Source organism: Blastococcus sp. CT_GayMR16, from assembly GCF_004570875.1.
Classification (GTDB): domain Bacteria; phylum Actinomycetota; class Actinomycetes; order Mycobacteriales; family Geodermatophilaceae; genus Blastococcus_B.
This window is the reverse complement of record NZ_SPQK01000001.1, coordinates 418,656-440,164: the sequence shown is the minus strand read 5'-3', so window position 1 is coordinate 440,164 and position 21,509 is coordinate 418,656. Positions and strand designations below refer to the sequence as shown.

The window sequence follows — 21,509 nt, the reverse complement described above, 5'->3', positions numbered from 1 at the left end:
GCCCCGAGGGCCGGAACGTAGCCTTGCCCGCATGACGAGGCAGGACGAGTTCCCGGCCGCGGCCGAATACGGGACCGCCCCGCAGTACCCCATCGACTCCGTGGACAACGCCCTGCGGGTGATCCTGCTGCTCGGGTCCCGCGAGAGCCTGCGCCTCACCGACGTCAGCCAGTACCTGGGGGTGGCGTCGTCCACCGCGCACCGGCTGCTGGCGATGCTCCAGTACCGCGGCTTCGTGCGGCAGGACGGCCCCAGCCGCAGCTACGTGCCCGGACCGATGTTCGACGATCTCGCCTTCGCGATGCTCCGGCGCCTGGACGTGCGTAACCGGGCGCACCCCGTGCTGGAGAAGCTCAGTGCCGACACCCAGGAGACCGTGCACCTGGGGCGGCTCGAGGGCACCGAGGTGCACTTCATCGACTCGATTGAGAGCACCCGCGCCCTGCGGGTGGGCAACCGGCTCGGGCGGACGATGCCGGCCAACTGCACCTCCACCGGCAAGGCGCTGCTGTCGACCCTCACCGATGCCGAGGTGCTGGCCCTCTACCCAGAGGAGCGCCTGATCCAGCTGACCCCGAAGTCGGTCGGGACCCGCACCGAGCTGCTGGCGACGCTGGAGCGCGTGCGGGCCGAGGGCTTCGCGATGAGCCAGGAGGAGAGCGAGGAAGGGGTGAGCTCGATCGCGATCCCGCTGCACCCGAGCCGCGCCTCCCGCTTCGCCGTCAACGTCTCCGTCCCCGCGAGTCGGATGAGTGCGCGCATCCGGCGGGACCTGCTGACCCGCCTGCGCGAAGCCGCCGAGGAGCTGGAGCAGCTGCAGCTCTGGTGAGTGTTCGTCCTTTGGTGTCGCGTCCAGTGCGGAGGTCATGTGCGCATCGTCGATATCCGCGAGGTGGCGGTTCCGCTCCAGGGCGGCGTCGCCAACTCGGTGGTCAGCTTCGACGGGCACCGGGTGTCCCTGGTCGCGCTGGTCAGTGACGTCGTCCGTGACGGACGGCGGCTCGTCGGCGTCGCGTTCAACTCGATCGGCCGGCACGCCCAGGGCGGCATCCTGCGCGACCGGATGGTGCCGCGCGTGCTCGGGGCGGCACCGGAGTCGCTGTGCGGGGCGGACACGGGACTGATCGACCCCGCCAGGGTCCTCGCCGCGGCGATGCGGGACGAGAAGCCGGGCGGACACGGCGACCGGGCCTCCGCGGCGGGCGCGATCGAACTGGCCTGCTGGGACCTCCTCGCGAAGTTCCACGACGAGCCCGCCTACGTCACCGTCGCGCGCGGTCACGGCCGCAGCCCGGTCACCGAGGGGGTGCCGGTCTACGCGGCAGGGGGCTACTACCACCCGGGCGACACCGTGGGCCGGCTGCGCGACGAGCTGTCCGGGTACCGCGATGCCGGCTACGCGGCCGTCAAGATCAAGGTGGGCGGGGTTCCGCTCGCCGAGGACATGGTGCGCCTGGAGGCCGCGATCGACGTGCTGGGCAGCGGCTCGGCCGTCGCCGTCGATGCGAACGGGCGCTTCGGTCGGGACGAGGCGCTCGACTACGCGCGTGCGATCGAGGGATACGGCCTGCGCTGGTACGAGGAGGCCACCGATCCCCTCGACTTCGACCTCAACCGCCAGCTCGCCGAGGCCTACGCGGGGCCCATCGCCACCGGCGAGAATCTCTTCTCCGTGCAGGACGTGAAGAACCTGCTGCTCTTCGGCGGGATCCGGGCCGACCGGGACGTCTTCCAGATGGACGCCGGCCTCAGCTACGGCCTGACGGAGTACGCGCGGATGATCGCGCTGATGGGCGAGCACGGCGTCGACCGGCGCTCGGCGTTCCCGCACGGTGGGCACCTGATCAACCTGCACATCGCCGTCGGACTGGGTCTCGGCGGCTGCGAGGCGTACCCCGGTGTGTTCCAGCCCTTCGGCGGCTACAGCGACGGATGCCGGCTCAGGGACGGCCGGATCCGCCCGGCTGACGACCCGGGGTTCGGGCTGGAGGCGAAGTCCGGGCTCGCCGACGAGATCGCACGGCTGACGGCGTGAGGGACCGGCCGTGAGGATCGCCGTCGTCGGGTGCGGGGCGATGGGCTCGGTGTACGCGGGCCGGCTCGCGGGCGCCGGGCACGAGGTGCTGGCCGTCCACCGCGGAGCCGAGCACGTCGCGGCGATCGCTGCCGGCGGGCTGACCGTGTCCGGGCCCGACGGGGAGCATCGGGCGAGGATCGACGCCCGGACGACGCCGCCGCCCGGGATCGTCGTCGACCTCGTCGTCCTGGCGGTCAAGGCGGCCGACGTGGCCGGTGCGGCGGACCTCGCGCGGTCGCTCATCGGTGCCGACACCGTCGTCCTCACCATCCAGAACGGCCTCGGCTCCGGCGACGTCGTCGCGCAGCGGGTCGGTGCCGACCGGCTCGCCGTCGGTATCGCGAGCGGCTTCGGGGCCTCCCTGATCGGTCCCGGCCACGTCCACCACAACGCGATGCGCGCGCTGCGGTTCGGCTCCTACGGGGGCCTCGACGCCGCAGCGGTCGAGCGGGTCGCGGAGGCCTGGCGCGCCGCCGGGTTCGATGCGGCCGCGGTCCCGGACATCCTGGCCATGCAGTGGGAGAAGCTCATCTGCAACGTCGCCTACAGCGCGCCGTGCGCGCTGTCCGGGCTCACCGTCGGCGAGGTGATGGACCACGAGCACCTCGGCGCGGTGAGCCGGGCAGCCGCGACCGAGGCCTGGGAGACCGCGACCGCGCTGGGCGTCGGGATCGCCGTCCCCGACCCGGTGGCGCTGGTCCGGGAGTTCGGTGCGCAGATGCCGGCCGCCAAGCCGTCGGCCCTGCTCGACCACGAAGCGCGGCGGGTCAGCGAGATCGCCGTGATCAACGGCGCCGTCCCGCGCGAGGCCGCCACGGTCGGCCGGCAGGCACCGGTCAACGCCACCCTCACTGCTCTGGCCCGGACCCGCGAAGAGCCCTGGGTCCGTCGCTAGTCCGCTCGTAGGCGGTGTGGGCACGGCACACAGGACGTCGATCGAGCCGGTGGGACCGGCACGTTCCCGAACTCGTCGTCCGCGAGAAATCTGGCATGCGACCCCACAGGTCACTCGCTCCGGGGACGCCGCCACGCGTCGCTCCCGGAGCGACGACGGATCCGCGGACAAGGGAGCCCCCATGCGGTTACGGCCCCGTACCACCACCCTGCTCGTCAGTCTCGGCACCGCGGCGGCGCTGTCGCTGCAGGTCGCGCCGGCCGCCGCCCACCCCGGAGGCCACGGGCACGGTTCCGCGCCCCGGCCGTGCACGTCGTCCGACGTGGTGTCCGTCCCCGGCGCGCAGCGGGCCGACACGGCCTGCCTGCCGGACATCACGACCGCGGGGCTGCTCACCGCGGCTCCGGGCCGGTACACCGACCAGACGGACTGGGTGACCCTGCACGCGCCCGGCACGACCAATCCCAGCGGGGTTCCGGGGCTGCAGGTCGACGGCTACTTCCCGGACACGTCGTCCTTCAACACCACCCACGGCTGGAACCACGACAGCCAGTTCGTGCTGCGGATCCCCGACGACTGGAACGGCGGGCTGGTGGTGTCCGGGGCGCCGGGCAACCGGAAGCAGTACGCCTCCGACTTCCTGATCTCCGACTTCGTCCTGGCGCAGGGCTTCGCCTACGCCTCGACGGACAAGGGCAACAACAGCCCGGACTTCTACCGGGACGGCGCCCAGCCCGCAGACGCCGTCGCGGAGTGGCACGAGCGCGTCACGCAGCTCGCCGTCGCGGCCAAGGAGGCACTGCGCGAGCGCTACGGCGACCGGCCGGACCGGACCTACATGGCCGGCATCAGCAACGGCGGCTACCTCGTGCGCTGGCAGCTGGAGAACCGGCCCGAGCTGTACGACGGCGGCGTGGACTGGGAGGGCACCCTGCTCACCCCGGACGGTCCCAACCTGTTCACGTACCTGCCGACGGCGGTGCGCTACAGCCTCGGGGTGGCGACGAAGGAAGACATGTACGCCGCCGGTTTCGCGCGGGGCTCGGAGGCGCTGTGGCCCTACCACCAGAGCTTCTACTGGGGGCTGACCCAGAAGATCTACCGCGCGGAGTTCGACCCCGCGTACGACCCGGCCTGCCCCGGGGCGACCGCCCTGACGGCCACGCTGTTCGCGCCCTGCGCCAGTGACGCGCAGTACGACGCATGGTTGGCCGGCCCGAGCTCGCGGCCCGCTCATGACGCCCTCGCGCGGATCAGCCTGACCGGCAAGATCAAGAAGCCGCTCCTGACCCTGCACGGAACGCTGGACACACTGCTGCCGATCAGCACCGACAGCGACGTCTACGCGCAGATGATCGCCGACCGGCACCGCGACCGGCTGCACCGCTACTACCGGATCGAGGGCGGCAACCACGTGGACAGCCTCATGTACCTGGACCCGACGCACCTGCGACCGATGCTGCCGTGCTTCCGGACCGCCTTCGACGCCCTCACCGCCTGGGTGGAGGACCGCCAGGATCCGCCGCCGAGCACCACGGTGCCCCGTCCGCCCGGGAACGGCGCCACGGACCCGGCGCTGCTCGACTCCTGCTCGCTGGGGGGCTGATCGGAGCAACCCCCGGGTACCAACGGCGGCTCCGTTCCTGAGGAACGGAGCCGCCGTGCGTGGGTGCACCCTGTGTAATCGCGTTGCGTCTCGGTTCCCGAGCGCCCTAGCGTCGGTCTCTTCACGGGCGCGGGGACGTGCCCAGGCCGGTGATGCAGATCGGAGATCCGGAGCGCGATGCCTGCTCAGCTCCACGCGCTCTGCTTCGATGCGAACGACCCGCGCCGTCTCGCGCGCTTCTGGGCCGGCGTCCTCGACTGGGAGACGACCGACGATCCCTCCGACGGCGTCGCGCTCCTGCCGAGGGATGACACCGGGTTCCGGATCCGATTCCTCGCCACCCAGGAGCCGAAGGCCGGCCCGAACCAGATGCACTTCGATCTGACGAGTACCTCCCTCGAAAACCAGCAGCAGACCGTGGCGCGGGCACTCGGACTCGGCGGCCGGCACATCGACGTCGGTCAACGCCCGGAGGAGGGGCATGTCGTGCTCGCCGACCCCGAGGGCAACGAGTTCTGCGTCATCGAGCCGGGCAACAACTTCCTTGCCGACTGCGGGTTCATCGGCGCGCTGTCGAGCGACGGCTCGCAGGAGGTCGGGTACTTCTGGAGCGAAGCGCTGGGCTGGCCGTTGGTCTGGGACCAGGACCAGGAGACCGCGATCCGCTCGCCGCACGGTGGTCCGAAGATCACCTGGGGCGGTCCGCCGGTGCGGCCGAAGACCGGGAAGAACCGCCTGCACTTCGACCTGGTACCACCTGTCGACGGCGATCAGGACGCGGAGGTCGACCGACTCGTCTCCCTCGGGGCGACGCGGATCGACATCGGCCAGGGCGAGGCCAGCTGGGTCGTGATGGCCGATCCCGACGGCAATGAGTTCTGCGTGGCGCCGGGCCGATAGACGAGGCGGTCAGGTCACGCTGATCGAAGTGTGTGGGGCGCGACCGGTCATGGACCGCGTGAGATGGCCCCGTGGCCGCGCAGCCAGTCGGTCAGGGTGTCGCGGCGGGTGCCGGGACTGCCCGCGATGTCCAGCGGCGTCTGGTCGGTGTGGCCGGGGACGGCGTTGATGTCGGCACCGCGGGAGAGCAGGTACTCGGCGGTTCTGCGTTGCCCGCCGTGGCAGGCCTGCCAGAAGGCGTGGTTCAGCTCGTCCTCGTTGGGTGGGAGGTCACCCTCGACCAGTTCCATGACCCGGCTCTGCACGCCGAGTGCGGCCGCCTTCCACAGCTCCTCGACGCGCGCGCCACGGGCTACCAGCAGGCGCGCAACGTGCCAGCAGCCGTAGCCGACCGCGTCGTCGAGAGGCGCGCCGCCGGCGATGGAGGCACCGGGCGCTTCCAGGTCGGCGCCACCCTCGATGAGGGCGGCGGCGACATCGGAGTCGTCGGTGCTGGCCGCCCAGTGCAGTGGGGTCTCGGCGTGCCCGGCCGCGGCTCCGGCCGCGGGCGCGTTCGGGTCGGCGCCGGCGGCGAGGAGCAGCCCCACGACGGCGGGTCCGTTCGGGAAGTACCCCGGCCAGTCGGTAGCTACGTGGAGCGGCGTGCGCTGACAGCCGTCGCTTCCGGCGATTCGCGCCGTGGCGAGGCCGGAATGGTCAGCCAGCAGCCGCTGCAGCATCGGGAGTTCTCCGCGCCGGATGGCGTCGGTCAGCGCGACGGCTACCGGGCTGTCGCTGGGCAGCGTGTCCATCGCGGTCTCCCGTCCGGGCCGAGCGGCGCGGCCGCGTCGTTGCCCGTGCCTTGCGTCATTGGCTCGCAGTCTGCGGCCATCCGCGAGGCCGTGGCGGCGAAATTCGCGCCATGCTCACCGGGCGATGACCGATTCGACACGACCCCTGCCGCTCGCCCTGGTCGAGGCGGCCGAGCAGGAGGGTCGTACGGCGTGGCTGGCGACCCTCCCCGGCACCGTCGCCCGGCTGGCCCGGGCGTGGTCGCTCAGCGTGGAGGCGCCTTTCCAGCCGGGCGGGCAGACCGCCTGGGTTGCGCCGGTCCGCGACCGTGCGGGCGCCGAACTCGTCCTGAAGATTGGCTGGGCGCATCCGGAGGCGATTGACGAGGCCGACGGGTTGGGGGTGTGGTCGGGGCACGGCGCGGTGCGGGTGCACGCGGCCGAGCAGACTCACGACACGTCCGCGCTGCTGCTGGAACGCTGCCGGCCCGGCACACCGCTGGCCGCCCGACCGGAACCGGAGCAGGACGAGGTCCTGGCCGGCCTGCTGGGCGGGCTGTGGGTCCAGCCGCCGGCCGGGCACACCTTCCGGCCGTTGCAGGTGATGGTTGACCAGTGGGCAGAGGAGTTCCGGCAGCAGCTCGCGGCCGAACCCGGGCTGCTCGACTCGGGGTTGGCGCGTGAGGGCATCGCGCTGTTCCAGAGACTGCCGTCCAGCGCGGACCGCCAGGTGCTGCTGGCCACGGATGCGCATGCAGGCAACGTGCTGGCGGCGCAGCGGGAACCGTGGCTGCTCATCGACCCCAAGCCGTACGTCGGCGACCCTGCCTACGACGCGCTGCAGCACCTGCTCAACTGCGCAGAGCGTCTGCACGCCGACCCGACTGCACTGGCCGACCGGATGGCCGGGCTGCTCGAGGGGGTGGACCGGGTGCGGCTGCGGCGCTGGCTGTTCGCCCGCTGTGTGCTCGAGGCGCCCGGAGACCCGGCGTTGGCCGACGTCGCTCTCCGCATCCCGATCGACTGACTACGCGGCCCGATGGCCGTGCGGGCACCTACCGGCGTCGAACAATCCGTGCGGCCATCCATAGTGCACAGCGCCAGCACACGTAGACACCGGGCGTGGCCCCGAGCTCGTGGACGCCGGTGCGCGCTCGGTCCCGCCCACAACAGGCGCACGTCACCCGCTCCTCGGTCCCGATGGCCCGGTGGCCCGGCAGCCTCACGACAGAACCGCGAGCAGCTGCTCGACCGTCGGCGCCCCGGTCAGCCCGGTCGCGGTTCTGTACACCCGGCAGGACAGGCCGACCGGGGTGTCCGGGTCGGCGAACGGGTCCCGTCCGTTGATCAGCACCGTCGGGGACCCGCGGAATCCGGTGGCCTCGGCCTGCTCCGAGGTGACAACCAGCCGGCGCTCGACCTGCACGTCGTCCCGGTCGGCCAGGGCCAGCGCCTCGCGCAGCCGCTCGTCGGCCACCTGCCAGTTCGGGCAGTCGTCGAAGTACAGCAGCGTCACGTCCACGCTCCGAACAACCTCGCGCTTCAGCGCCGTCTTCCCCGCCTCGGTCCGGCGGCCCACCGGGCGCAGTCCTGGCAGATGGACACGCCGGGTGTCGCGGCCAGCGCCCGCACCCGCCGCCGCGGGTACGAGCGGATGCGGCTCGTTCGCGACGACACCGCCGCCCGTCTCGCGCAGTGGCGGCCGAGCTGGACATCGCCGACGCAGGGCCCGAGCCGGCGGCCCGCTGAGGCTTGCGCCCGGCGGGCGGGCGCTGGAGCGTGACCGGTGTGACCGCGGCATCCACATCGTGGCTCCGGCGATGACCGGCACGCGTGGGGCGCCCGTGGACCGGGCCGCGATCGCCAGGGAGATGGACGACGCCCGCAGGCAGCTGCACGCGCTGCTCGCCACCGCCGACGCCGCCGATCTGCGCCGGGCCTCCGACGGCACCAGGTGGACCAACGAGCAGCTGCTCTTCCACATGCTGTTCGGCTACCTCGTCGTGCGGACCCTGCTGCCGCTGGTGCGCCTGGTCAGTCGGCTACCGGCGCCGGTCGGCCGCGGCTGGGCGGCGCTGCTGAACGTCGCCACCGGGCCCTTCCACGTCGTCAACTACTGGGGGTCGGTCGGTGCGACGCGGGTGTTCAACCACGCCCGGATGGGGCGGCTGGCCGACCGCACCATCGACGCGCTGGAGCGCCATCTCGAGCGGGAGACCGAGGCTGCCTTGCACCGGGGCATGCCGTTTCCGACCAGCTGGGACCCCTACTTCACCTCGCACATGACCCTGGCCGAGGTGTACAGCTACCCGACGCAGCACTTCGAGCACCACCGCCGCCAACTCACGCTCCGCGGCGAACCCTGACCGACCGACCGGCCGCCGCGGCGCCCGTCAGCGCCGCGGCGAGGAGCAGCAGTCCGCCGAGGTAGAACACCGCGCGGATGCCGAGTGTGTCGGCGAGCACCCCGCCGAGCAGCAGGCTGGCCAGCCGCATGGACTGCCAGATGAGGTCGAAGGCGGCGAAGACCCTGCCGCGGAGCCGCTCGGGTACGTGACTCTGCAATGTGCTGCTGAACGTCACGCTGCCGACAGACGTTCCGACCCCGTATGCCACGAGCGCCGCGACCGCGGCCGGCAGTGCGGTGACCGTGGCCAGCACCAGGTCCACCAGGCCACGCAGTCCGAACGCCCCGAACAGGACTCGCGGACTGCGCGCCCGGGAGCCGAGGCGGGTCAGCAGCAGCGGGCCGCAGAACGCGCCGACAGCGATGGCCGACAGCATGAATCCGTAGCCGGCGCCGGTCACGCTCAGCTGGTCGGCCGCGAGGATCACGAGCAGTGCGCTGGTCGCCCCGGCCGACAACGCCGCGAGGGCCTGCGCGACCGCGAGCGCTCGCAGCAGGCGGTCTCGGCCGAGCAGCCCGAGCGCCTGCCGACGCTGCTTCCACATGGTCGTGGTGGTGACCGGCGGCGGCGCCTCCCCGGAGCGCATGCCTCGCAGCAGCAGGGCGGACAGCCCGAAGCTGGCCGCGTTGGCTGCGAACGCCCATTCGAACCCGGCGGTGGTGGCGAGCAGTCCGGCGACGGGGGCGAGCGCCACCTGGATGAGCACCGCTGCTGACCAGATACCGGAGTTTGCCGCAACGAGTTCCTCCTCGCGCACGAGGCTCGGAAGCAGGGAGTTGGCGGCCGGGCTGAAGAACACCGAGCCGGCGGACAGGCAGACCGCCAGTGCGTAAACGATCGCGACGTCGTCGTGCCGCACCGCGAGGGCCGCGGCGGCGGCGAGCCGCCACACGTCTGCGCCCACCATCACCGCAACGCGCGGCCACCGGTCAACGAGCGGCCCGGCCACCGGCGCGAGCAGCAGGACGGTAGCGATTTCGGCCAGCGCTAGCCCGGACACTCCCAGCCCCGCCCCGGTCATCTGGAAGATCAGGAGCGCGAGGGTGGTGAGCTGCATGACATCGCCGGCCTGGCTGACGGTGCGTGCCGCCCACAGGCGCCGGTAGCCCGGCCGGGCGAGCACCCACCGCAGTCCGGGTCGTTCATGCGTCCGTGGCACGCCCGCATCCTGCCTGCACGGCTGCAGCCGACCCCATCCTCAGCCAACGTGCGGTCAGTTCCGCGGAGACAACGGGCCGTCGTGATACGTGCTGGAACTCTGCGATCGCCTTGGTGTACGGGCCCAGCACGGGACCATTACGCGGCCTCCGTGCGGTTCCACCGTGGTGGCCAAACCTATGGAGTTCACGGTCCATCCGGGCGCCCGTGGCGGGCCATGCAACCCGCTGACCTGCGGGACCGATCAGAACAGACTTCAGCGAACCGCAGCCGCCCTGGCAGTGAGGCGGTGGCCAGGTGCGGCCTTTCCCCGTAGCCGCCTATCTCTGGCTGTCGCCGGCCGAGGCAAGGGTGGGCCGAAGGGAGGCGCAGCGCCCTTGCCGCGGCCAAGGCAGCCGGCATCATCAGCGGCCGGGGGAGGGCTGCCCGTCGGTGCACTCGGACCTGTGCGCGTGGGCTCGTCGTGTCCGCAGCGGTTTTGATTAGGTACCCGCTGGGGCTGAAGACGTGGCGAGACGTGCGGAGTTTCGTGGCGCCGGGAGATATCTGTGCTTGACGCGGTGCTAGAGGTGAAGAGGCGCCGAACGTTGCGGATCCGTGATCGGGCAGTCCCGATGTCGGCTGACGCGCGCCGATGCGACGGACGAAAACTAAGGGCCTTCTACCTGGGTGGACGCTCACGTCCGGTCTCGAGATTCACCGCTGCCGGCCTGATCAGGCCTTACAACTCCTGTGGGTGCGCCATCAGGGACTCGAACCCCGAACCCGCTGATATAGATTTCGCCCGCCGCGTACAGCGGCGCCGCCGTCCCGTCGACCTCATCCGGGCGGCGTGACCAGCGGTAATGGGGGAGCAGTACAGGTACCGCGCCCGAGTGACTCAGGGTCACCCACACCGGTCACCCCGGTTGTGTCCTGGCTCACTGTGGCCCGTGCTTCACGCATGGGGGTCAAACGAGTACCGGAACGCTGGCAATCCGCTCTAGATGGATGGGAAGGCTGGCTGAAAGCCTCCGGCGCTCCCGCCTCCACAATCGTGCAGCGCCTCTACCAGCTGCGCCGCTTCGCCTGCGACCATCCCGACCTGTCGCCTTGGCACATCACCCTCGACCACCTGGTGCTGTGGCTGGCCGGCCACGAACAGTGGGTGCCGAATACTCGCCGGGCCAACCGTGGCGCGTTGCGCGCGTTCTATGCGTGGGCCGTCGCCGTCGGGCATCTCGAACGCTCGCCAGCCGCGGCCCTGCCCCGCGTGAAAGCCACCCGCGGGCTGCCCCGACCGATCGCCGAGGAAGTTCTGCGCACCGCGGTCGCCCTAGCCGACGATCGGGTTCGGCTGATGCTGCTGCTGGCGGCCTACGGCGGGCTGCGCCGGGCAGAGATTGCCCAGGCGCGGCGGGAAGACGTACACCGCGCCGACGACGGCTGGCACCTGCGCGTGCACGGCAAGGGTGACGCCTACCGAGACGTGCCGCTGACCGGCCACCTCGCAGCCGAGCTGCTTGATCAGCCGCCTAGCTGGCTGTTCCCCAGCCCCGCCGGCGGCCATCTGACGCCGGCGCATGTGGGCGTACTCGCGTCCCGGCTACTCCCTGCCGGGTGGGCGCTGCACACCCTGCGGCACCGGTTCGCCACCCGGGTGCGAGCGGGCGGCGCGGACATTTACGTGATCGCCGAGCTGCTCGGGCACCGCAACATCGAGACCACGCGCATCTACACGCGCTTGGGTCACGACGAGCTTCGCACCGCAGTGAACGGGGCAGCATGATGCCGACCATGCGCCTGATTCTGACCTTGCTCACCACAACTGTCGCTCTGACCGCCTGCTCGAGCACACCGGATGACGGTCGGGATGAGATCGGGGCCGGCGTCATGTGTGAGCAGTTCATCGAAGAGCGGCTGGTGTCGCCCGGGTCTGCGGAGTTCCAGCCGGCCGGCGAGTACGTGGTATCCGGCAGCGGCAGCGAGTACGTGGTGTCGGGCCACGTGGACTCCGACAACGCCTTCGGGGCCTCGTTGCGTTCGGACTTCGTGTGCACGATCCGAGACAACGGGGACGACTCGTGGACCCTGGTCGATCTCACCGGCCTCGGGTGATCAACCGCAGGAACGCGTCGACGGCCTCGTGTGCGGCCCACAGCAGCAGCAGCGTCACGGCCAGGCCGAGCGCGGATAGGAATACAACGAGGGGCGCGTCCCGCCACCAGCCGGAGCGGCGGGCCGGGTTGGCCAGGGCACCCCAGCGGACGCCGACCCACATCACCCAGCGGATGAGGAACGGCACGCCGGCCTCGCGCATGACGCGGCGGAACAGGCCGTCGGTGTCCCGGGCGGAGATGCGCTGCGGCCAGCCGCGTTCGGGCGTCCACGCGTCGATGTCGACGCGGTAAGTCCCGGCGTACTGCTCCGCCAGCTGCGCACACAGGTAGTCGTGAAGGACGGCGGCCGACTCGTAGGCACCCTGCGGTGGGATCAGCGCCCAGAACAAGCGGGGCACCGACGCGAGGTCGGTGGTGAACCCGCCGGGGATGGTGATGACGTCCCCGCCGCTGCCGGGGTCGCCGACGTACTCGGTGGGGCCGACCGTGGAGTACCGGCCGCGGCCGGTGTAGGTGAGGACCGGGCCCCTGGCGAACGGCACTAGTCGGCGTCCGCGGCGTGCTCGCCGTAGGGCCTGGTGTTGCCGGTGGCCCACACCGTGAGCCCCCCGACCGCCCCGGTCAGCAGGGACGCGACGACCACCCGTGCGGTGATCTCCTGTTCGGATATGAACAGCGTGGTGACCGGCGCCAGGAACGTGGCCAGTGCCCCCGCGGTGGCCTTCCTGGCGGTGGTCAACAGGGCGATCATGGCCGGTCCGTGGCGCGGCGCCGTGGGTGGTCCTCTCGGCGTCCGCGCCGTTCCTCCTGCACCAGGTTCTTCACCATCAGCCAGCCGGCGATCTGGACCCCGCCGAGGGTGAGCACCCGGAGCAGGTCGCGGATGTCCTTCGGGATGTCGGTGAAGAGGGCGAACAGGACGAAGGACAGGATGGCGACGAGGGAGCAGCCGAGGGCCATGAGGCCGCGGCCGGTCGCGGTGTTCCGCCACGCGTTGCGCGTGAGGATCGCGTAGAGGACGACGAAGGTGGCGAACGGGGCCAGGGTCAGTGCGTACAGCCAGGCGGCGAAGTTCACCGGTGATCCCCTCGGAAGACGGCGGCGACGGCGGCGCCGAAGTGGTTGCGGCGGCCGGTCTCGCGGATGCTGTCCCCGATGCGGTCCGCTCGGGCTCGTTGCTGCTTCGCGTCGATCATGGAGCGGTCGGCGGCCCAGTGGGCTGCGTCGAGTTCCTCGTCGGCGCGGGTGCGGCGGGGCCGGTGGAACGGCCATGCGGTCATGGCTCTGCCCTTTCGCCGGGCACGCGTAGTACGGACTGGATCTCGGTCAGGGCGTGGTCGGTGGTCTCCGCGTAGTCGAGGAGACGACTGAGGGTCATGCCCTGTTCGGTGGCGACGGCCTGCCACTTGTCGGCCAGCTCCATCGCGCGCCGTTCGCGGTCCTGGCTGTCGCGGAGCTCTCGCAGTGTCGGGATCTTCCCGGTCAGCATGAGCAGGAACACGAGGGCGAGTAGCCCCGTGACTCCTACGTTCAGCGGTGGGAGGCCGCCGAGGATGTCGCCCAAGGCGGATCCCCCCACTCACTCGGTCGACGTGAGGCGACCCGCGAGCGCGTCAACGATGGCGTCGGCCTGGTCGGCGTTGTCCTCACCGACCGCGGCCACGATCTCCTCCCGGAGGACCGTGCGCAGCCCGTTGAGCCCGGCGAGCGCGGCGGCCTCACCGATCTGACGGACCTCTTCGGCGGACAGCCCGCCCGCAGCCGCAGCACCCGCCGCGGCCTCGGCCCGCATCTGGTACAGCGCGATCTCGATGCGGCCCACGGCGCTCTGGGTGTTCTCGGCGATGAAGGCGATGACGTCGGTCTGCGCGTCCTCGTCCTCGAGGCGGTCGGTCTGTGGCTTGATCTGGTCGGTCAGCCACTTCACGGCGTCGATGCCGCCGAGGATCCGGCGCTGCTCTGCTTCGGTGAGTGCCATGAAGGGGTCCTCCTCGGACGGTGGGGTGTAGCCGGGGGCGGCTAGCAACTTGGCCTGGATGCGGGCGCAGAACGCCTCGTCGCGGTCGATCTCGAAGTGCATGGGGTCCTTGCGGCCGGTGTAGTCGCCGCCCCAGCGGATCGCGCCCTCGTACAGCGTCAGGTGGGCCTTGAGCTTCGCGATCTCGTCCTTCGTCAGGTACTTCGTCGGTTCGACACCGAGCGGCCACTTCGTGGCGTCGACGTCGAGCGCGGTGCCGGAGGCGTGGTTGGACAGCTCCGTGCCGCCACGGATCGGCCGCTCGGCGTAGCCCCAGTCGTCGAGGATGCCGGGGTCGATGTCGCGGATGTTCGCGTCGAACCAGTTGCCGAGGTGCTGCAACAGCCAGCCCGGGGCGCCCTTCCGCAGAGCGACCTTCGTCTTGCCGCCAATCAGGTACGTCTCGACCTGGCTGCGGTCGTTGGCCGAGAAGCCGTTCTGCGAGCTGACCATCAGCCGCCGCCCAGCTTCGAGGTGAGCCGGCGGACGGTGACCTCGGACATGCGGTCCAGCGCGTCCGGGTCGCCGTCGTCGTAGGTGATCGTCACCGTGCCCGGTCCGATCGGCGGGCCGAGCGAGTCGGCGGGACGGTCGGGGTCGTTGATGCCGGTGACGATGCGACCGTCGACCTCGTCGGTCGGGATGGCCTCGTAGGCGTAGGCGGCGAACTCTGCTCGAGCGTCGGTCATGCCGTGGCCGTCCAATCGAGGGAGAGGAGGCTGTTGGTCAAGTAGGCGGACGTGTCGGTGCGGATGAAGCCGACGACGATGTTCGCCGCGTCGTAGTTGAGGACTTTCACCACGCCGATGCGCTGCAGCAGGTCCGACGCCTGCTGGGTGGTGGTCACCTGGATCGACGACGGGGTGACGCCGAGCCCGTGCGGGAACGTGTAGGCGCCGCCCGCGTCGGTGGTCGGGGCGCCGACGGTGTACAGCACCCGGCCGGTGGTTTCGTACTTCCACTTCGTGCCGCTGTAGTACTGCTCGATGCCGCCGACGCTGGCCTTCGCCCCGGCGCGCAGGTTGCCGGTGTAGTAGGTGTCGCGGGCGGCGTTGGACGCGAACACGGGCACGTCGGAGCCCTCGGCCCACACAGTGCCGGTCCACCGCTGGACTAGGCCGCCGAGGTCGAGGCGCTTCACGGACAGGCCGATGAACTTCGTGATGGCGTCCCGCTCGGCCTGGGTGCGGCAGGGGATGTCGGCGCCTCGGGCGACGCACTGCCGGGCGGTGTTCGTGATCAGCACGGTGCCGTCGGTCGTGCGGGTCGCCCCGGCCGAGACGGCGACGGTGGCCAGCTCCTCGGCGCCCACGACCGCTGCCAGGCTGGGCTTGCCGGCGCCGACGACGCCCTGCACCACCCCGTAGATCGGGGGTGTGCTGACGGCGTCCGGGGTGGGCACTCCGGGGGTGGCGTCCTGCTGCTTCTCGTACACGACGTCGATGCGGGTGCCGGCGCCCGGGGCGGCGGCGATGTCGACCAGCTGCGCCGCGGCGAGCGCCCCCAGGTAGGGGCCGTTCGCGCTGCCGCGGCTGGTCACCCAGTTGTGCGGGGCGATCGACACCTTCATCGGGGCGGTGTTCGCGGTGCCGGTGACCAGCGCCGTGGACCCGGCGCCGTGCATGACGCCGGTGCGGACGTCGAGCAGGGTCGCGCCGTGTACGGCGATCAGCCCGGCCAGCGCGAGCCGCGCTTCCTGAGCGTCAGTCACGCTGCCGTGCACGAACAGGCCGTCGCCCACGCAGTCCTCCCGGTCACCAGATCCGGGCCAACCGTGCGCGCCTCCGTATCAGTGTCCGATTCCTGGTCTACGGTGTGCCGGAACTCCCGGGAGGGGAAACCATGTCTGATCTGCTGAAGAGGGCCCGCACCCGTGTCGGGGCCGCCGTCATCGCCGCGGGGATCGTCGCCGTCGGCGGCACCGCCGCCGCGGCCGTCGTCGTGACCAGCCCGGCCAGCGACTCCACGGTCGTCCCGCCGCCCGTCGAGCCCACCCAGGCACCGGCGGCGACCACCCAGCCCGCGCCCGTCGCGCCTCCGGCTGATACCCCCACGGCCACCGTCGGGGGCGTGACCGCACCCGAGGGCGCCGACTCCCCGGCGCCCGCCCCGCAGGCCCCGCAGCCCACACCGGCCCCTGCTCCCGCCCCTGAGGCCTCGGACAGCTTCGATGCCGAGGCGCCCTGGGTCGACCCCAGCGGTCAGACGTACATGCCCGCCCCGGAATTGGTCGTGCCGAAGCTGCCCGGCGAAGAGGGCTACGCGCCGCCAGCTGCCCCCGGCGACTAGGACTGCAAGCCGTCCAACTGGGACGCGCCCACCCGCACTCCGCCGGCACCAGCCACCATCCGCGCCTGGACTTCGATGACCAGGTTCGTCCCGTAGCTGCCAGCGACGGCGCCCACCATGAGGAACTCCGTGATGATGGCCGACGAGGTCGCGCCGGTGGTGCCGAGTTGCACGCCGTTGACCATGACCCGCACCTCACCGGTGGCACCTGCGGAGTCGTTCACTCCCCACACGCGGATGTTCAGCCGGGGCTGCTGCTTGTCACCCTTCGCCCGGTAGACGGTCTCGAAGGTCGTGGAAGTGACCTGCGGCCAGTCATTGCTGCGCGCTCGGTAGAAGGTCAGCGGCACTCGCGGCCGGGCGTGGCCCTGCCCGGACTCGGTGTCGTCGGAGAAGATGATGTTCCCCGACCGGTCGTAGATGGCCAGGAACTGCTTGAACCCACCTGGTGACCCCGGGTCTGGGGTCGGGTCGTAGAGGGCCATGGCGAGGGTGCCGTCTTCGCGGCGGAGGGTCATCCCCGGCTGCGGTGTGCCGTCCGGCAGGGTCGGGCTGATGCCGCCGACGAAGAACTGGGTGACGGTTCCCGCAGCGTTCTGCACCCGCAGGAATCCGTTGCGGATGGTGATGCCGCCCTTGGTGATCGTGGCGTTGCGGAGGAACCCGGAGCGGGCGAACGCTGCGATCCGGCGGTCTACCTCCAGCAGGATGCGCTCAAGAAGGCCCGGGGGTGTGGGTGCTGTGCCCATCAGACGGCCGCCAATTCGTACATCTCCAGTGTCACGTCGCCTCCGAGGTCGCCGGTCTTCCGCTCCACGCGCATGAACGACTCCCCGTCGGGCAGCCAGGCGTGGCCCTGTCGGTTGACGACGCGCGCGAAGTCGCCGGCCAGGACGCCGCGGGCGGCTTCGGCGCGGACGATTACCTTCCACCGCTCGATCGGGCGGGCGGAGCGGGTCCTCAGATTGACGGCGTGCCCATCGAGGGTGTCCTGGTCCGTCACTGATGACCGCGCTTCGTCTACCTCGAGCAGCGGATAGCCGTCGTCGATCTGGGTGCCGTCGTAGTCGGTGGCGATGAGGGTGCCTTCCGCCTGTCCCTCGCCGGTGACCCAGGCGCGCTGCCCCATCACCGTGGCGTCTTCGTCGGTAATCACGTTCACCACCGGCGTGCTCGGCACGGTGCGGTCGAAGTAGTGGTCGTCCCCGGCCTGCGTGAGCAGCGGCGCGATCTCGGTGCCGGCCTCCATCACCCACTCGATGCCGAGCTTGTCGGCGGTATACCGGGGCCGGAACCGGATGTCGGGGCCGTTCTCCCGTGCGGTGATCTGGCGGAGCTGCTCGCCGAGCCACAGCAGCTGGAAGCCGGGGAACACCTCGGTGCGGGTGCCAGCCAGGGGCGCGGGCAGGATCAGCGGCAGGTTCCCGCCGACGTGGGCCATGGCCTGCATCAGCAGCACGATGGCGATCCCGGCGAGGTCGGTGCCGGCGGCGCCGAGGTTCATGTCCTGGACTCGGACGGCGGGGTTGAGGACGGGCAACACCTTCCGGTGGTCGAACAGGGACCACAGTCCGGCCGCGCCGAGGGTGAGCAGCCCGTTCCCGGAGTCGTCCCAGCCGCGGGACCAGATGGGCCCGGCCTCCTGGATCTGGCCGTCGACGTCGACGGCGAGGAAGGTCTTCGCGGCGGGGGCGGTGTAGCGCAGGTTCTTGGCGCGCACCTCGTGCTCTTCGACGGTGACGGAGTCGACGGCGCCGGCGTCGTTGAGGACCTGCGCCCACGAGCAGCCGGTCACGTCGAGGCTGTCGATGATGCGGCCGGTGCGCAGGTCCCCGTAGAGGACGGTGATGGTAGGGACGGCGATCCGGGGGCGGCTGGAGGCGAGCCACGACAGGAGGCCGGTGGGTGCGGTCACCAGTAGGTGTCCACGACGAGGGCCTCCAGCTGCGCAGCGGCGTCGTAGGCGCCGCCGAGCGAGGTGAGCTGCACGGTGAGCGTCCCGGCGGTGCCGTCGGTCGCGTCAGCGGGCGGGACCTGCATCCAGTCGGCGACGGTGAGATTGCCGCGGCGGGAGGCGGTGCCCTCGACGAGCACGGAGCCGTCGGCGGTGTTGAGCTCGACGACCTGCCCCGGGGGGACTGCCACCGGGTAGGTGAGGCGCTGCCCGGTGGCGCTGATCTCGTATCCCTGCGGCAGTTCCCCGCGGACCTTGAACAGGATCGACGCCTCCGCGGTGCCCGCGTTGGGCAGCACGATCTGCCCCGTGTTTCCGAGCGCACCAAAATCGAGGCCGACCCCGGGTGCGCCGGAGAACATGGGCAGAACGAGGCCGCCACCGGAGGTGGGCAGACCTGTGGACAGGGTGTGGATTGCCCCGTACCGGCGGGGGTCCGGGCAGCGCCACTGCACCAGCCAGCCGAACCGGCCCAGGCCCCACTCCCCGCGGATCAGCATCGGGCGGGCGGTGATCAGCTGCGCCCAGGCGGTGAGGGTGCGGCCGGCGACGGTGATCGCCAACGGCTCCTCCCCGCCGTCGAACGTCATCCGCCGCTGGAACGCCGCCAGCTGCGCATCCCGCTCGGCGGAGGACCAGCACCACCCCTCGACGGTGACGATCCGCTCGTCGCCCCACACCTTGGACGGGTGCGCGCCGTGCCCCTGGGTGCGCGACTTCTTCTCGTAGCGGGACGGCGGCAGGTCCTCCCAGCCCTCGACGGTGCGGACGCGGAAGTCGGTGCCCGCCCCGAACACGAGGTCGCGCCACTGCCCGCTGGTGGGGTTCATGTCCAGGGCCGGGTGCGGACTTCGACGGCGAGGGCGGAGGCGTTCGCGGCGGGGGAGGAACCCGGCTGCTCGTAGTACTCCTCGATGTTGACCAGTGGTCCGGTGCCGGCGGGACCTGCGGTGCCCGCACTGCCCGCGCCGGGGGTGGCGCCCGTCGTGGTGGCGCCGAGGGGCCGTCGGGCGGTCAGCCCGGCCATGGCTTGGGCGTCCGCCGCGGAGAGGAGGTTCATGGGGTCCACCTGCATGGCGTCGGTGACCGCTGCGGCCGCGCGCTTCGCCGCGTCGACGGCGGTCTGTGCCTCGCTGTCGATGCCGGCCCCCAGGCCCAGCATCAGGTAGCGGCCGATCTCGGCGAACACCGTCGAGGGGGACTGGATGCCGAGCATGTCCTTCACCCAGCCCGGGAGCAGGCTGCCGAAGAAGGACCCGACCTTGCCCAGCAGCCAGGAGCCGGCGTTCTTGATGCCGTTCCAGAGGCCCTCGAGGAGCTCCCGGCCGGCGTTGAGGAGCATCGACCCGAAGTCGCCGATCGCGGACAGAATGCGACCTGGCAGCCCGCCGAGCCAGGAGACGAGTTCACCGAGCTTGCCGAGGGCGGCGTCCTTTACCCCACCGAACCAGGCCGCGACCCTGCCGGGGAGCTGACCGAACCAGCCGATCGCGTCGAGCACCCACTGGACACCCGATGCGACGGCGCTCTTGATCCACTCCCAGGCGCCGACGATCCAACCGACGACGGTGTCCCAGGCCGCTTTCGTCCAGGCGACGACGGTGTCCCAGTTGGCGACGATCAGCGCGACCAGGCCGACGACGGCGGCGATCACCCAGCCGACCGGCCCCATGGCGATCAGCCAGGCGGCCGCCATTCGAGCCGCCCCGAGCATCGCCTGCGCGCCCATCAGCACCCAGCCGGCGACCACTCCGACGGCCACCAGCGACTGCACGGCCAGAGAGGTGAGCGCACCAGCCTGCGCCAGCACCCATGCCGCGACCGACTTCGCGGCCGAGATCATGGACTGGACGCCCATGGCGATCAGGGCCGGCAGGAAAACGGAGGTGATCACCCCGGCGACGATCAGCAGCGGCGTCTTGTTGTCCGAGATCCACTGGGCCGTCGACTTGAGGGCAGGCCCCACCGTGCCCGTGAGGACGTCACCGACGCCCTTCACCGCGGGACCGAAGGTGGTGGCGAGGGTGGAGGCGACGGAACTGACGACGGGCAGCACCTTGCCGCCCAGGAGGTCGACGAACGCCTGCGTGGCCTGCCGCTTGAACTTCTCGATGTTCGTGGAGGCGTTCCCCGAGAGGGTCTCGCCGACCCGGTCGATCGACCCGGCCACGTTCTCCAGTTCGCCGCCGGACATCTGCAACGACCGCAGGAAGTCGGGGATCTGGTTCGTGCCCAGGTCCTCGATCGGGGTGCCGAACAGGGCGATGGCGGTGTTGGCCCGCTTCGCCGGGTCCTCGATGCCGAGGATGCCGTCGATGATCTTCTGGGTGGCAGCCTGCGCAGTGTCACCGCCGGCCAGAATCTTGTTCGCCATCGTCTCGGCGTCCAAGCCGATCGCCTTGTAGGCGTCGGTGGAGGCGGTCGACATGTCCGTCGACCGGATCGTGAACTCCTTGACGGCGTCGCCGACCTTGTCCAGGGCGATCTCCCCGCCCTTCGCGCCGTCGACCAGCATCGCCATCGCCTCGCGGCCCGAGAAGCCGAGCGCCGCAAAGTTGACGCCGTACTCGTCGGCGGCCTCCCGGATCGGGTCGACCATCTGCGGCCCGGCTTCCTGGGCGGCCTTCGTCATCAGGTCGAACGCCTCGCCGGCGTCCTTCGCCAGCCCGTTCTTGATCAGCAGACCAGCGGTCGCGGCGGCGCCGGCCACGTCGGTGTTGAACGCGGCGGCGAAGTTCATGGCGTCGGCGGTCACAGCCTTGAGGTCGCTGCTGGAGGCGTTCCGCATCCCGCCGATCGACGTCATCACGGCGGCGACGGCGTCGTTCACCCCGCCCAGGGAGTCGCCGTAGGCCTCGGCGTACAGCTGGCCGGCGATGCCGCCGATGCGTTCCGACTCCGGGGCGGTCAGCCCCAGCTGCGCGGCCAGCTGGTCGTTGACCGCCTCGTTCTCCATGCCCTGCATCAGTCCACCGGCGAGAGCCCCACCGATGAGGAGCCCGGCGCCGGCGAGGGCTGCGGTGCTCGCCTTGATCTTGCCGGGGATGCCGCCGATAGAGTCGTCCAGCTCGCTCTCGTCGACCGTGTAGGTGGCCCGCAGTTCGGCGGCGGTCAGGGACATCAGCCGGCCTGCCGCGCGAAGTAGGCGTCGACCTGGTCCGGGTCGTCGATCACGGTGACCGGTTCGCGGCGGGACCGCTTACCGGTGTCAGGGTCTACGGGGAACAGGGCGTAGCCGAACGCGGAGTCAGCGGGGAGGGCAGAGAGTCGCACCGTGAACCACCTCCACGTCCTCCGCCCCAGTTCGCCCAGCAAGTTCTCGGTGCCGTACTCCGC

At 71.3% G+C, this 21,509-nt stretch carries 26 protein-coding genes; 10 read left to right on the top strand and 16 right to left on the bottom strand.

Features of this window, described 5'->3' with window-relative positions:
• Positions 1-31 precede the first annotated feature (31 nt).
• The 5 genes from E4P38_RS02265 (at position 32) to E4P38_RS02245 (ending at position 5,478) form a co-directional block, all read left to right on the top strand.
• A complete protein-coding gene (locus E4P38_RS02265) occupies positions 32-829 on the top strand; it encodes an IclR family transcriptional regulator (protein ID WP_135130067.1) in 798 nt (265 codons plus the stop codon).
• A 39-nt stretch (positions 830-868) separates the two neighbouring features.
• Positions 869-2,035 carry an enolase C-terminal domain-like protein gene (locus E4P38_RS02260; RefSeq protein ID WP_135130066.1) on the top strand — a complete coding sequence of 389 codons (1,167 nt, stop codon included), beginning with the start codon at positions 869-871 and terminating at the stop codon, positions 2,033-2,035.
• Between the two features lie 10 nt (positions 2,036-2,045).
• Entirely contained in the window at positions 2,046-2,972 is a 927-nt protein-coding gene (locus E4P38_RS02255) for a 2-dehydropantoate 2-reductase (RefSeq protein WP_135130065.1), read from the top strand.
• A gap of 181 nt (positions 2,973-3,153) precedes the next feature.
• Positions 3,154-4,578, top strand: coding sequence for a tannase/feruloyl esterase family alpha/beta hydrolase (locus E4P38_RS02250; protein WP_135130064.1), 1,425 nt, complete (start codon positions 3,154-3,156; stop codon positions 4,576-4,578).
• Between the two features lie 177 nt (positions 4,579-4,755).
• The gene (locus E4P38_RS02245) at positions 4,756-5,478 is read left to right on the top strand and encodes a VOC family protein (protein ID WP_135130063.1); all 723 of its coding nucleotides are present in this window, start codon (positions 4,756-4,758) and stop codon (positions 5,476-5,478) included.
• Positions 5,479-5,525: 47 nt separating this feature from the next.
• On the opposite strand, the gene E4P38_RS02240 is transcribed toward E4P38_RS02245, so the two are convergent.
• Positions 5,526-6,269 (bottom strand): ankyrin repeat domain-containing protein, encoded by a 744-nt coding sequence (locus tag E4P38_RS02240; protein ID WP_135130062.1) that lies wholly within the window; start codon positions 6,267-6,269, stop codon positions 5,526-5,528.
• 124 nt (positions 6,270-6,393) lie between these two features.
• On the opposite strand from E4P38_RS02240, the gene E4P38_RS02235 reads away from it, so the two are divergent.
• On the top strand, positions 6,394-7,275 hold the full coding sequence (locus tag E4P38_RS02235; RefSeq protein WP_167760406.1) for an aminoglycoside phosphotransferase family protein: 882 nt from the start codon (positions 6,394-6,396) through the stop codon (positions 7,273-7,275).
• 195 nt (positions 7,276-7,470) lie between these two features.
• On the opposite strand, the gene E4P38_RS02230 is transcribed toward E4P38_RS02235, so the two are convergent.
• Entirely contained in the window at positions 7,471-7,827 is a 357-nt protein-coding gene (locus tag E4P38_RS02230; protein WP_245160733.1) for a thioredoxin family protein, read from the bottom strand.
• A 241-nt stretch (positions 7,828-8,068) separates the two neighbouring features.
• Here E4P38_RS02230 and E4P38_RS02225 point away from each other — a divergent pair, with 241 nt between their 5' ends.
• Positions 8,069-8,614: a DinB family protein gene (locus tag E4P38_RS02225; RefSeq protein WP_209308883.1), complete on the top strand. Its 546-nt coding sequence runs from the start codon at positions 8,069-8,071 to the stop codon at positions 8,612-8,614.
• Here E4P38_RS02225 and E4P38_RS02220 read toward each other — a convergent pair.
• The gene (locus E4P38_RS02220; RefSeq protein ID WP_245160732.1) at positions 8,592-9,815 is read right to left on the bottom strand and encodes an MFS transporter; all 1,224 of its coding nucleotides are present in this window, start codon (positions 9,813-9,815) and stop codon (positions 8,592-8,594) included. The two genes, E4P38_RS02225 and E4P38_RS02220, sit on opposite strands and share 23 nt — an antisense overlap.
• A 1,035-nt stretch (positions 9,816-10,850) precedes the next feature.
• Here E4P38_RS02220 and E4P38_RS02215 point away from each other — a divergent pair.
• Both E4P38_RS02215 and E4P38_RS02210 read left to right on the top strand, forming a co-directional pair.
• On the top strand, positions 10,851-11,582 hold the full coding sequence (locus E4P38_RS02215; RefSeq protein WP_209308882.1) for a tyrosine-type recombinase/integrase: 732 nt from the start codon (positions 10,851-10,853) through the stop codon (positions 11,580-11,582).
• Entirely contained in the window at positions 11,579-11,911 is a 333-nt protein-coding gene (locus E4P38_RS02210) for a hypothetical protein (protein WP_209308881.1), read from the top strand. Before E4P38_RS02215 ends, E4P38_RS02210 begins: the two co-directional genes overlap by 4 nt.
• Here the strand turns inward: E4P38_RS02210 and E4P38_RS02205 are convergent.
• The 8 genes from E4P38_RS02205 to E4P38_RS02170 are packed head-to-tail and all read right to left on the bottom strand — an operon-like array spanning position 11,895 to position 15,671.
• Positions 11,895-12,455 (bottom strand): DUF1353 domain-containing protein, encoded by a 561-nt coding sequence (locus E4P38_RS02205; RefSeq protein ID WP_135130059.1) that lies wholly within the window; start codon positions 12,453-12,455, stop codon positions 11,895-11,897. The two genes, E4P38_RS02210 and E4P38_RS02205, sit on opposite strands and share 17 nt — an antisense overlap.
• Positions 12,455-12,664: a hypothetical protein gene (locus tag E4P38_RS02200; protein ID WP_135130058.1), complete on the bottom strand. Its 210-nt coding sequence runs from the start codon at positions 12,662-12,664 to the stop codon at positions 12,455-12,457. The genes E4P38_RS02205 and E4P38_RS02200 overlap by 1 nt, the downstream gene beginning before the upstream one ends.
• Positions 12,661-12,990: a hypothetical protein gene (locus E4P38_RS02195; RefSeq protein ID WP_135130057.1), complete on the bottom strand. Its 330-nt coding sequence runs from the start codon at positions 12,988-12,990 to the stop codon at positions 12,661-12,663. The genes E4P38_RS02200 and E4P38_RS02195 overlap by 4 nt, the downstream gene beginning before the upstream one ends.
• Complete coding sequence (locus E4P38_RS02190) at positions 12,987-13,193, bottom strand: hypothetical protein (protein WP_135130056.1); 207 nt, start codon at positions 13,191-13,193, stop codon at positions 12,987-12,989. The genes E4P38_RS02195 and E4P38_RS02190 overlap by 4 nt, the downstream gene beginning before the upstream one ends.
• Positions 13,190-13,477: a hypothetical protein gene (locus E4P38_RS02185; RefSeq protein WP_135130055.1), complete on the bottom strand. Its 288-nt coding sequence runs from the start codon at positions 13,475-13,477 to the stop codon at positions 13,190-13,192. The genes E4P38_RS02190 and E4P38_RS02185 overlap by 4 nt, the downstream gene beginning before the upstream one ends.
• A 15-nt stretch (positions 13,478-13,492) precedes the next feature.
• Positions 13,493-14,383 carry a M15 family metallopeptidase gene (locus tag E4P38_RS02180; RefSeq protein WP_135130054.1) on the bottom strand — a complete coding sequence of 297 codons (891 nt, stop codon included), beginning with the start codon at positions 14,381-14,383 and terminating at the stop codon, positions 13,493-13,495.
• Positions 14,383-14,619, bottom strand: coding sequence for a hypothetical protein (locus E4P38_RS02175; RefSeq protein ID WP_135130053.1), 237 nt, complete (start codon positions 14,617-14,619; stop codon positions 14,383-14,385). The genes E4P38_RS02180 and E4P38_RS02175 overlap by 1 nt, the downstream gene beginning before the upstream one ends.
• Positions 14,616-15,671: a hypothetical protein gene (locus E4P38_RS02170; protein WP_135130052.1), complete on the bottom strand. Its 1,056-nt coding sequence runs from the start codon at positions 15,669-15,671 to the stop codon at positions 14,616-14,618. Before E4P38_RS02170 ends, E4P38_RS02175 begins: the two co-directional genes overlap by 4 nt.
• A gap of 101 nt (positions 15,672-15,772) precedes the next feature.
• On the opposite strand from E4P38_RS02170, the gene E4P38_RS02165 reads away from it, so the two are divergent.
• The gene (locus E4P38_RS02165) at positions 15,773-16,219 is read left to right on the top strand and encodes a hypothetical protein (RefSeq protein ID WP_135130051.1); all 447 of its coding nucleotides are present in this window, start codon (positions 15,773-15,775) and stop codon (positions 16,217-16,219) included.
• Here the strand turns inward: E4P38_RS02165 and E4P38_RS02160 are convergent.
• The 5 genes from E4P38_RS02160 to E4P38_RS22725 are packed head-to-tail and all read right to left on the bottom strand — an operon-like array spanning position 16,216 to position 21,446.
• Positions 16,216-16,968, bottom strand: coding sequence for a hypothetical protein (locus E4P38_RS02160; RefSeq protein WP_135130050.1), 753 nt, complete (start codon positions 16,966-16,968; stop codon positions 16,216-16,218). The genes E4P38_RS02165 and E4P38_RS02160 overlap by 4 nt on opposite strands.
• The gene (locus E4P38_RS02155) at positions 16,968-18,134 is read right to left on the bottom strand and encodes a hypothetical protein (protein WP_135130049.1); all 1,167 of its coding nucleotides are present in this window, start codon (positions 18,132-18,134) and stop codon (positions 16,968-16,970) included. The genes E4P38_RS02160 and E4P38_RS02155 overlap by 1 nt, the downstream gene beginning before the upstream one ends.
• The gene (locus E4P38_RS02150) at positions 18,131-19,003 is read right to left on the bottom strand and encodes a hypothetical protein (RefSeq protein WP_135130048.1); all 873 of its coding nucleotides are present in this window, start codon (positions 19,001-19,003) and stop codon (positions 18,131-18,133) included. The genes E4P38_RS02155 and E4P38_RS02150 overlap by 4 nt, the downstream gene beginning before the upstream one ends.
• On the bottom strand, positions 19,000-21,294 hold the full coding sequence (locus E4P38_RS02145; protein ID WP_135130047.1) for a phage tail tape measure protein: 2,295 nt from the start codon (positions 21,292-21,294) through the stop codon (positions 19,000-19,002). Before E4P38_RS02145 ends, E4P38_RS02150 begins: the two co-directional genes overlap by 4 nt.
• On the bottom strand, positions 21,294-21,446 hold the full coding sequence (locus E4P38_RS22725) for a hypothetical protein (protein ID WP_167760405.1): 153 nt from the start codon (positions 21,444-21,446) through the stop codon (positions 21,294-21,296). Before E4P38_RS22725 ends, E4P38_RS02145 begins: the two co-directional genes overlap by 1 nt.
• Positions 21,447-21,509 lie beyond the last annotated feature (63 nt).

Coding starts and splice junctions, on each gene's coding strand:
- E4P38_RS02180 (WP_135130054.1), bottom strand. CDS start 14,383: ATGGTCAGCTCGCAGAACGGCTTCTCGGCCAACGACCGCAGCCAGGTC.
- E4P38_RS02165 (WP_135130051.1), top strand. CDS start 15,773: ATGTCTGATCTGCTGAAGAGGGCCCGCACCCGTGTCGGGGCCGCCGTC.
- E4P38_RS02240 (WP_135130062.1), bottom strand. CDS start 6,269: ATGGACACGCTGCCCAGCGACAGCCCGGTAGCCGTCGCGCTGACCGAC.
- E4P38_RS02245 (WP_135130063.1), top strand. CDS start 4,756: ATGCCTGCTCAGCTCCACGCGCTCTGCTTCGATGCGAACGACCCGCGC.
- E4P38_RS02235 (WP_167760406.1), top strand. CDS start 6,394: ATGACCGATTCGACACGACCCCTGCCGCTCGCCCTGGTCGAGGCGGCC.
- E4P38_RS02210 (WP_209308881.1), top strand. CDS start 11,579: ATGATGCCGACCATGCGCCTGATTCTGACCTTGCTCACCACAACTGTC.
- E4P38_RS02150 (WP_135130048.1), bottom strand. CDS start 19,003: ATGAACCCCACCAGCGGGCAGTGGCGCGACCTCGTGTTCGGGGCGGGC.
- E4P38_RS02200 (WP_135130058.1), bottom strand. CDS start 12,664: ATGATCGCCCTGTTGACCACCGCCAGGAAGGCCACCGCGGGGGCACTG.
- E4P38_RS02225 (WP_209308883.1), top strand. CDS start 8,069: ATGACCGGCACGCGTGGGGCGCCCGTGGACCGGGCCGCGATCGCCAGG.
- E4P38_RS02175 (WP_135130053.1), bottom strand. CDS start 14,619: ATGACCGACGCTCGAGCAGAGTTCGCCGCCTACGCCTACGAGGCCATC.
- E4P38_RS02250 (WP_135130064.1), top strand. CDS start 3,154: ATGCGGTTACGGCCCCGTACCACCACCCTGCTCGTCAGTCTCGGCACC.
- E4P38_RS02160 (WP_135130050.1), bottom strand. CDS start 16,968: ATGGGCACAGCACCCACACCCCCGGGCCTTCTTGAGCGCATCCTGCTG.
- E4P38_RS02190 (WP_135130056.1), bottom strand. CDS start 13,193: ATGACCGCATGGCCGTTCCACCGGCCCCGCCGCACCCGCGCCGACGAG.
- E4P38_RS02145 (WP_135130047.1), bottom strand. CDS start 21,294: ATGTCCCTGACCGCCGCCGAACTGCGGGCCACCTACACGGTCGACGAG.
- E4P38_RS02265 (WP_135130067.1), top strand. CDS start 32: ATGACGAGGCAGGACGAGTTCCCGGCCGCGGCCGAATACGGGACCGCC.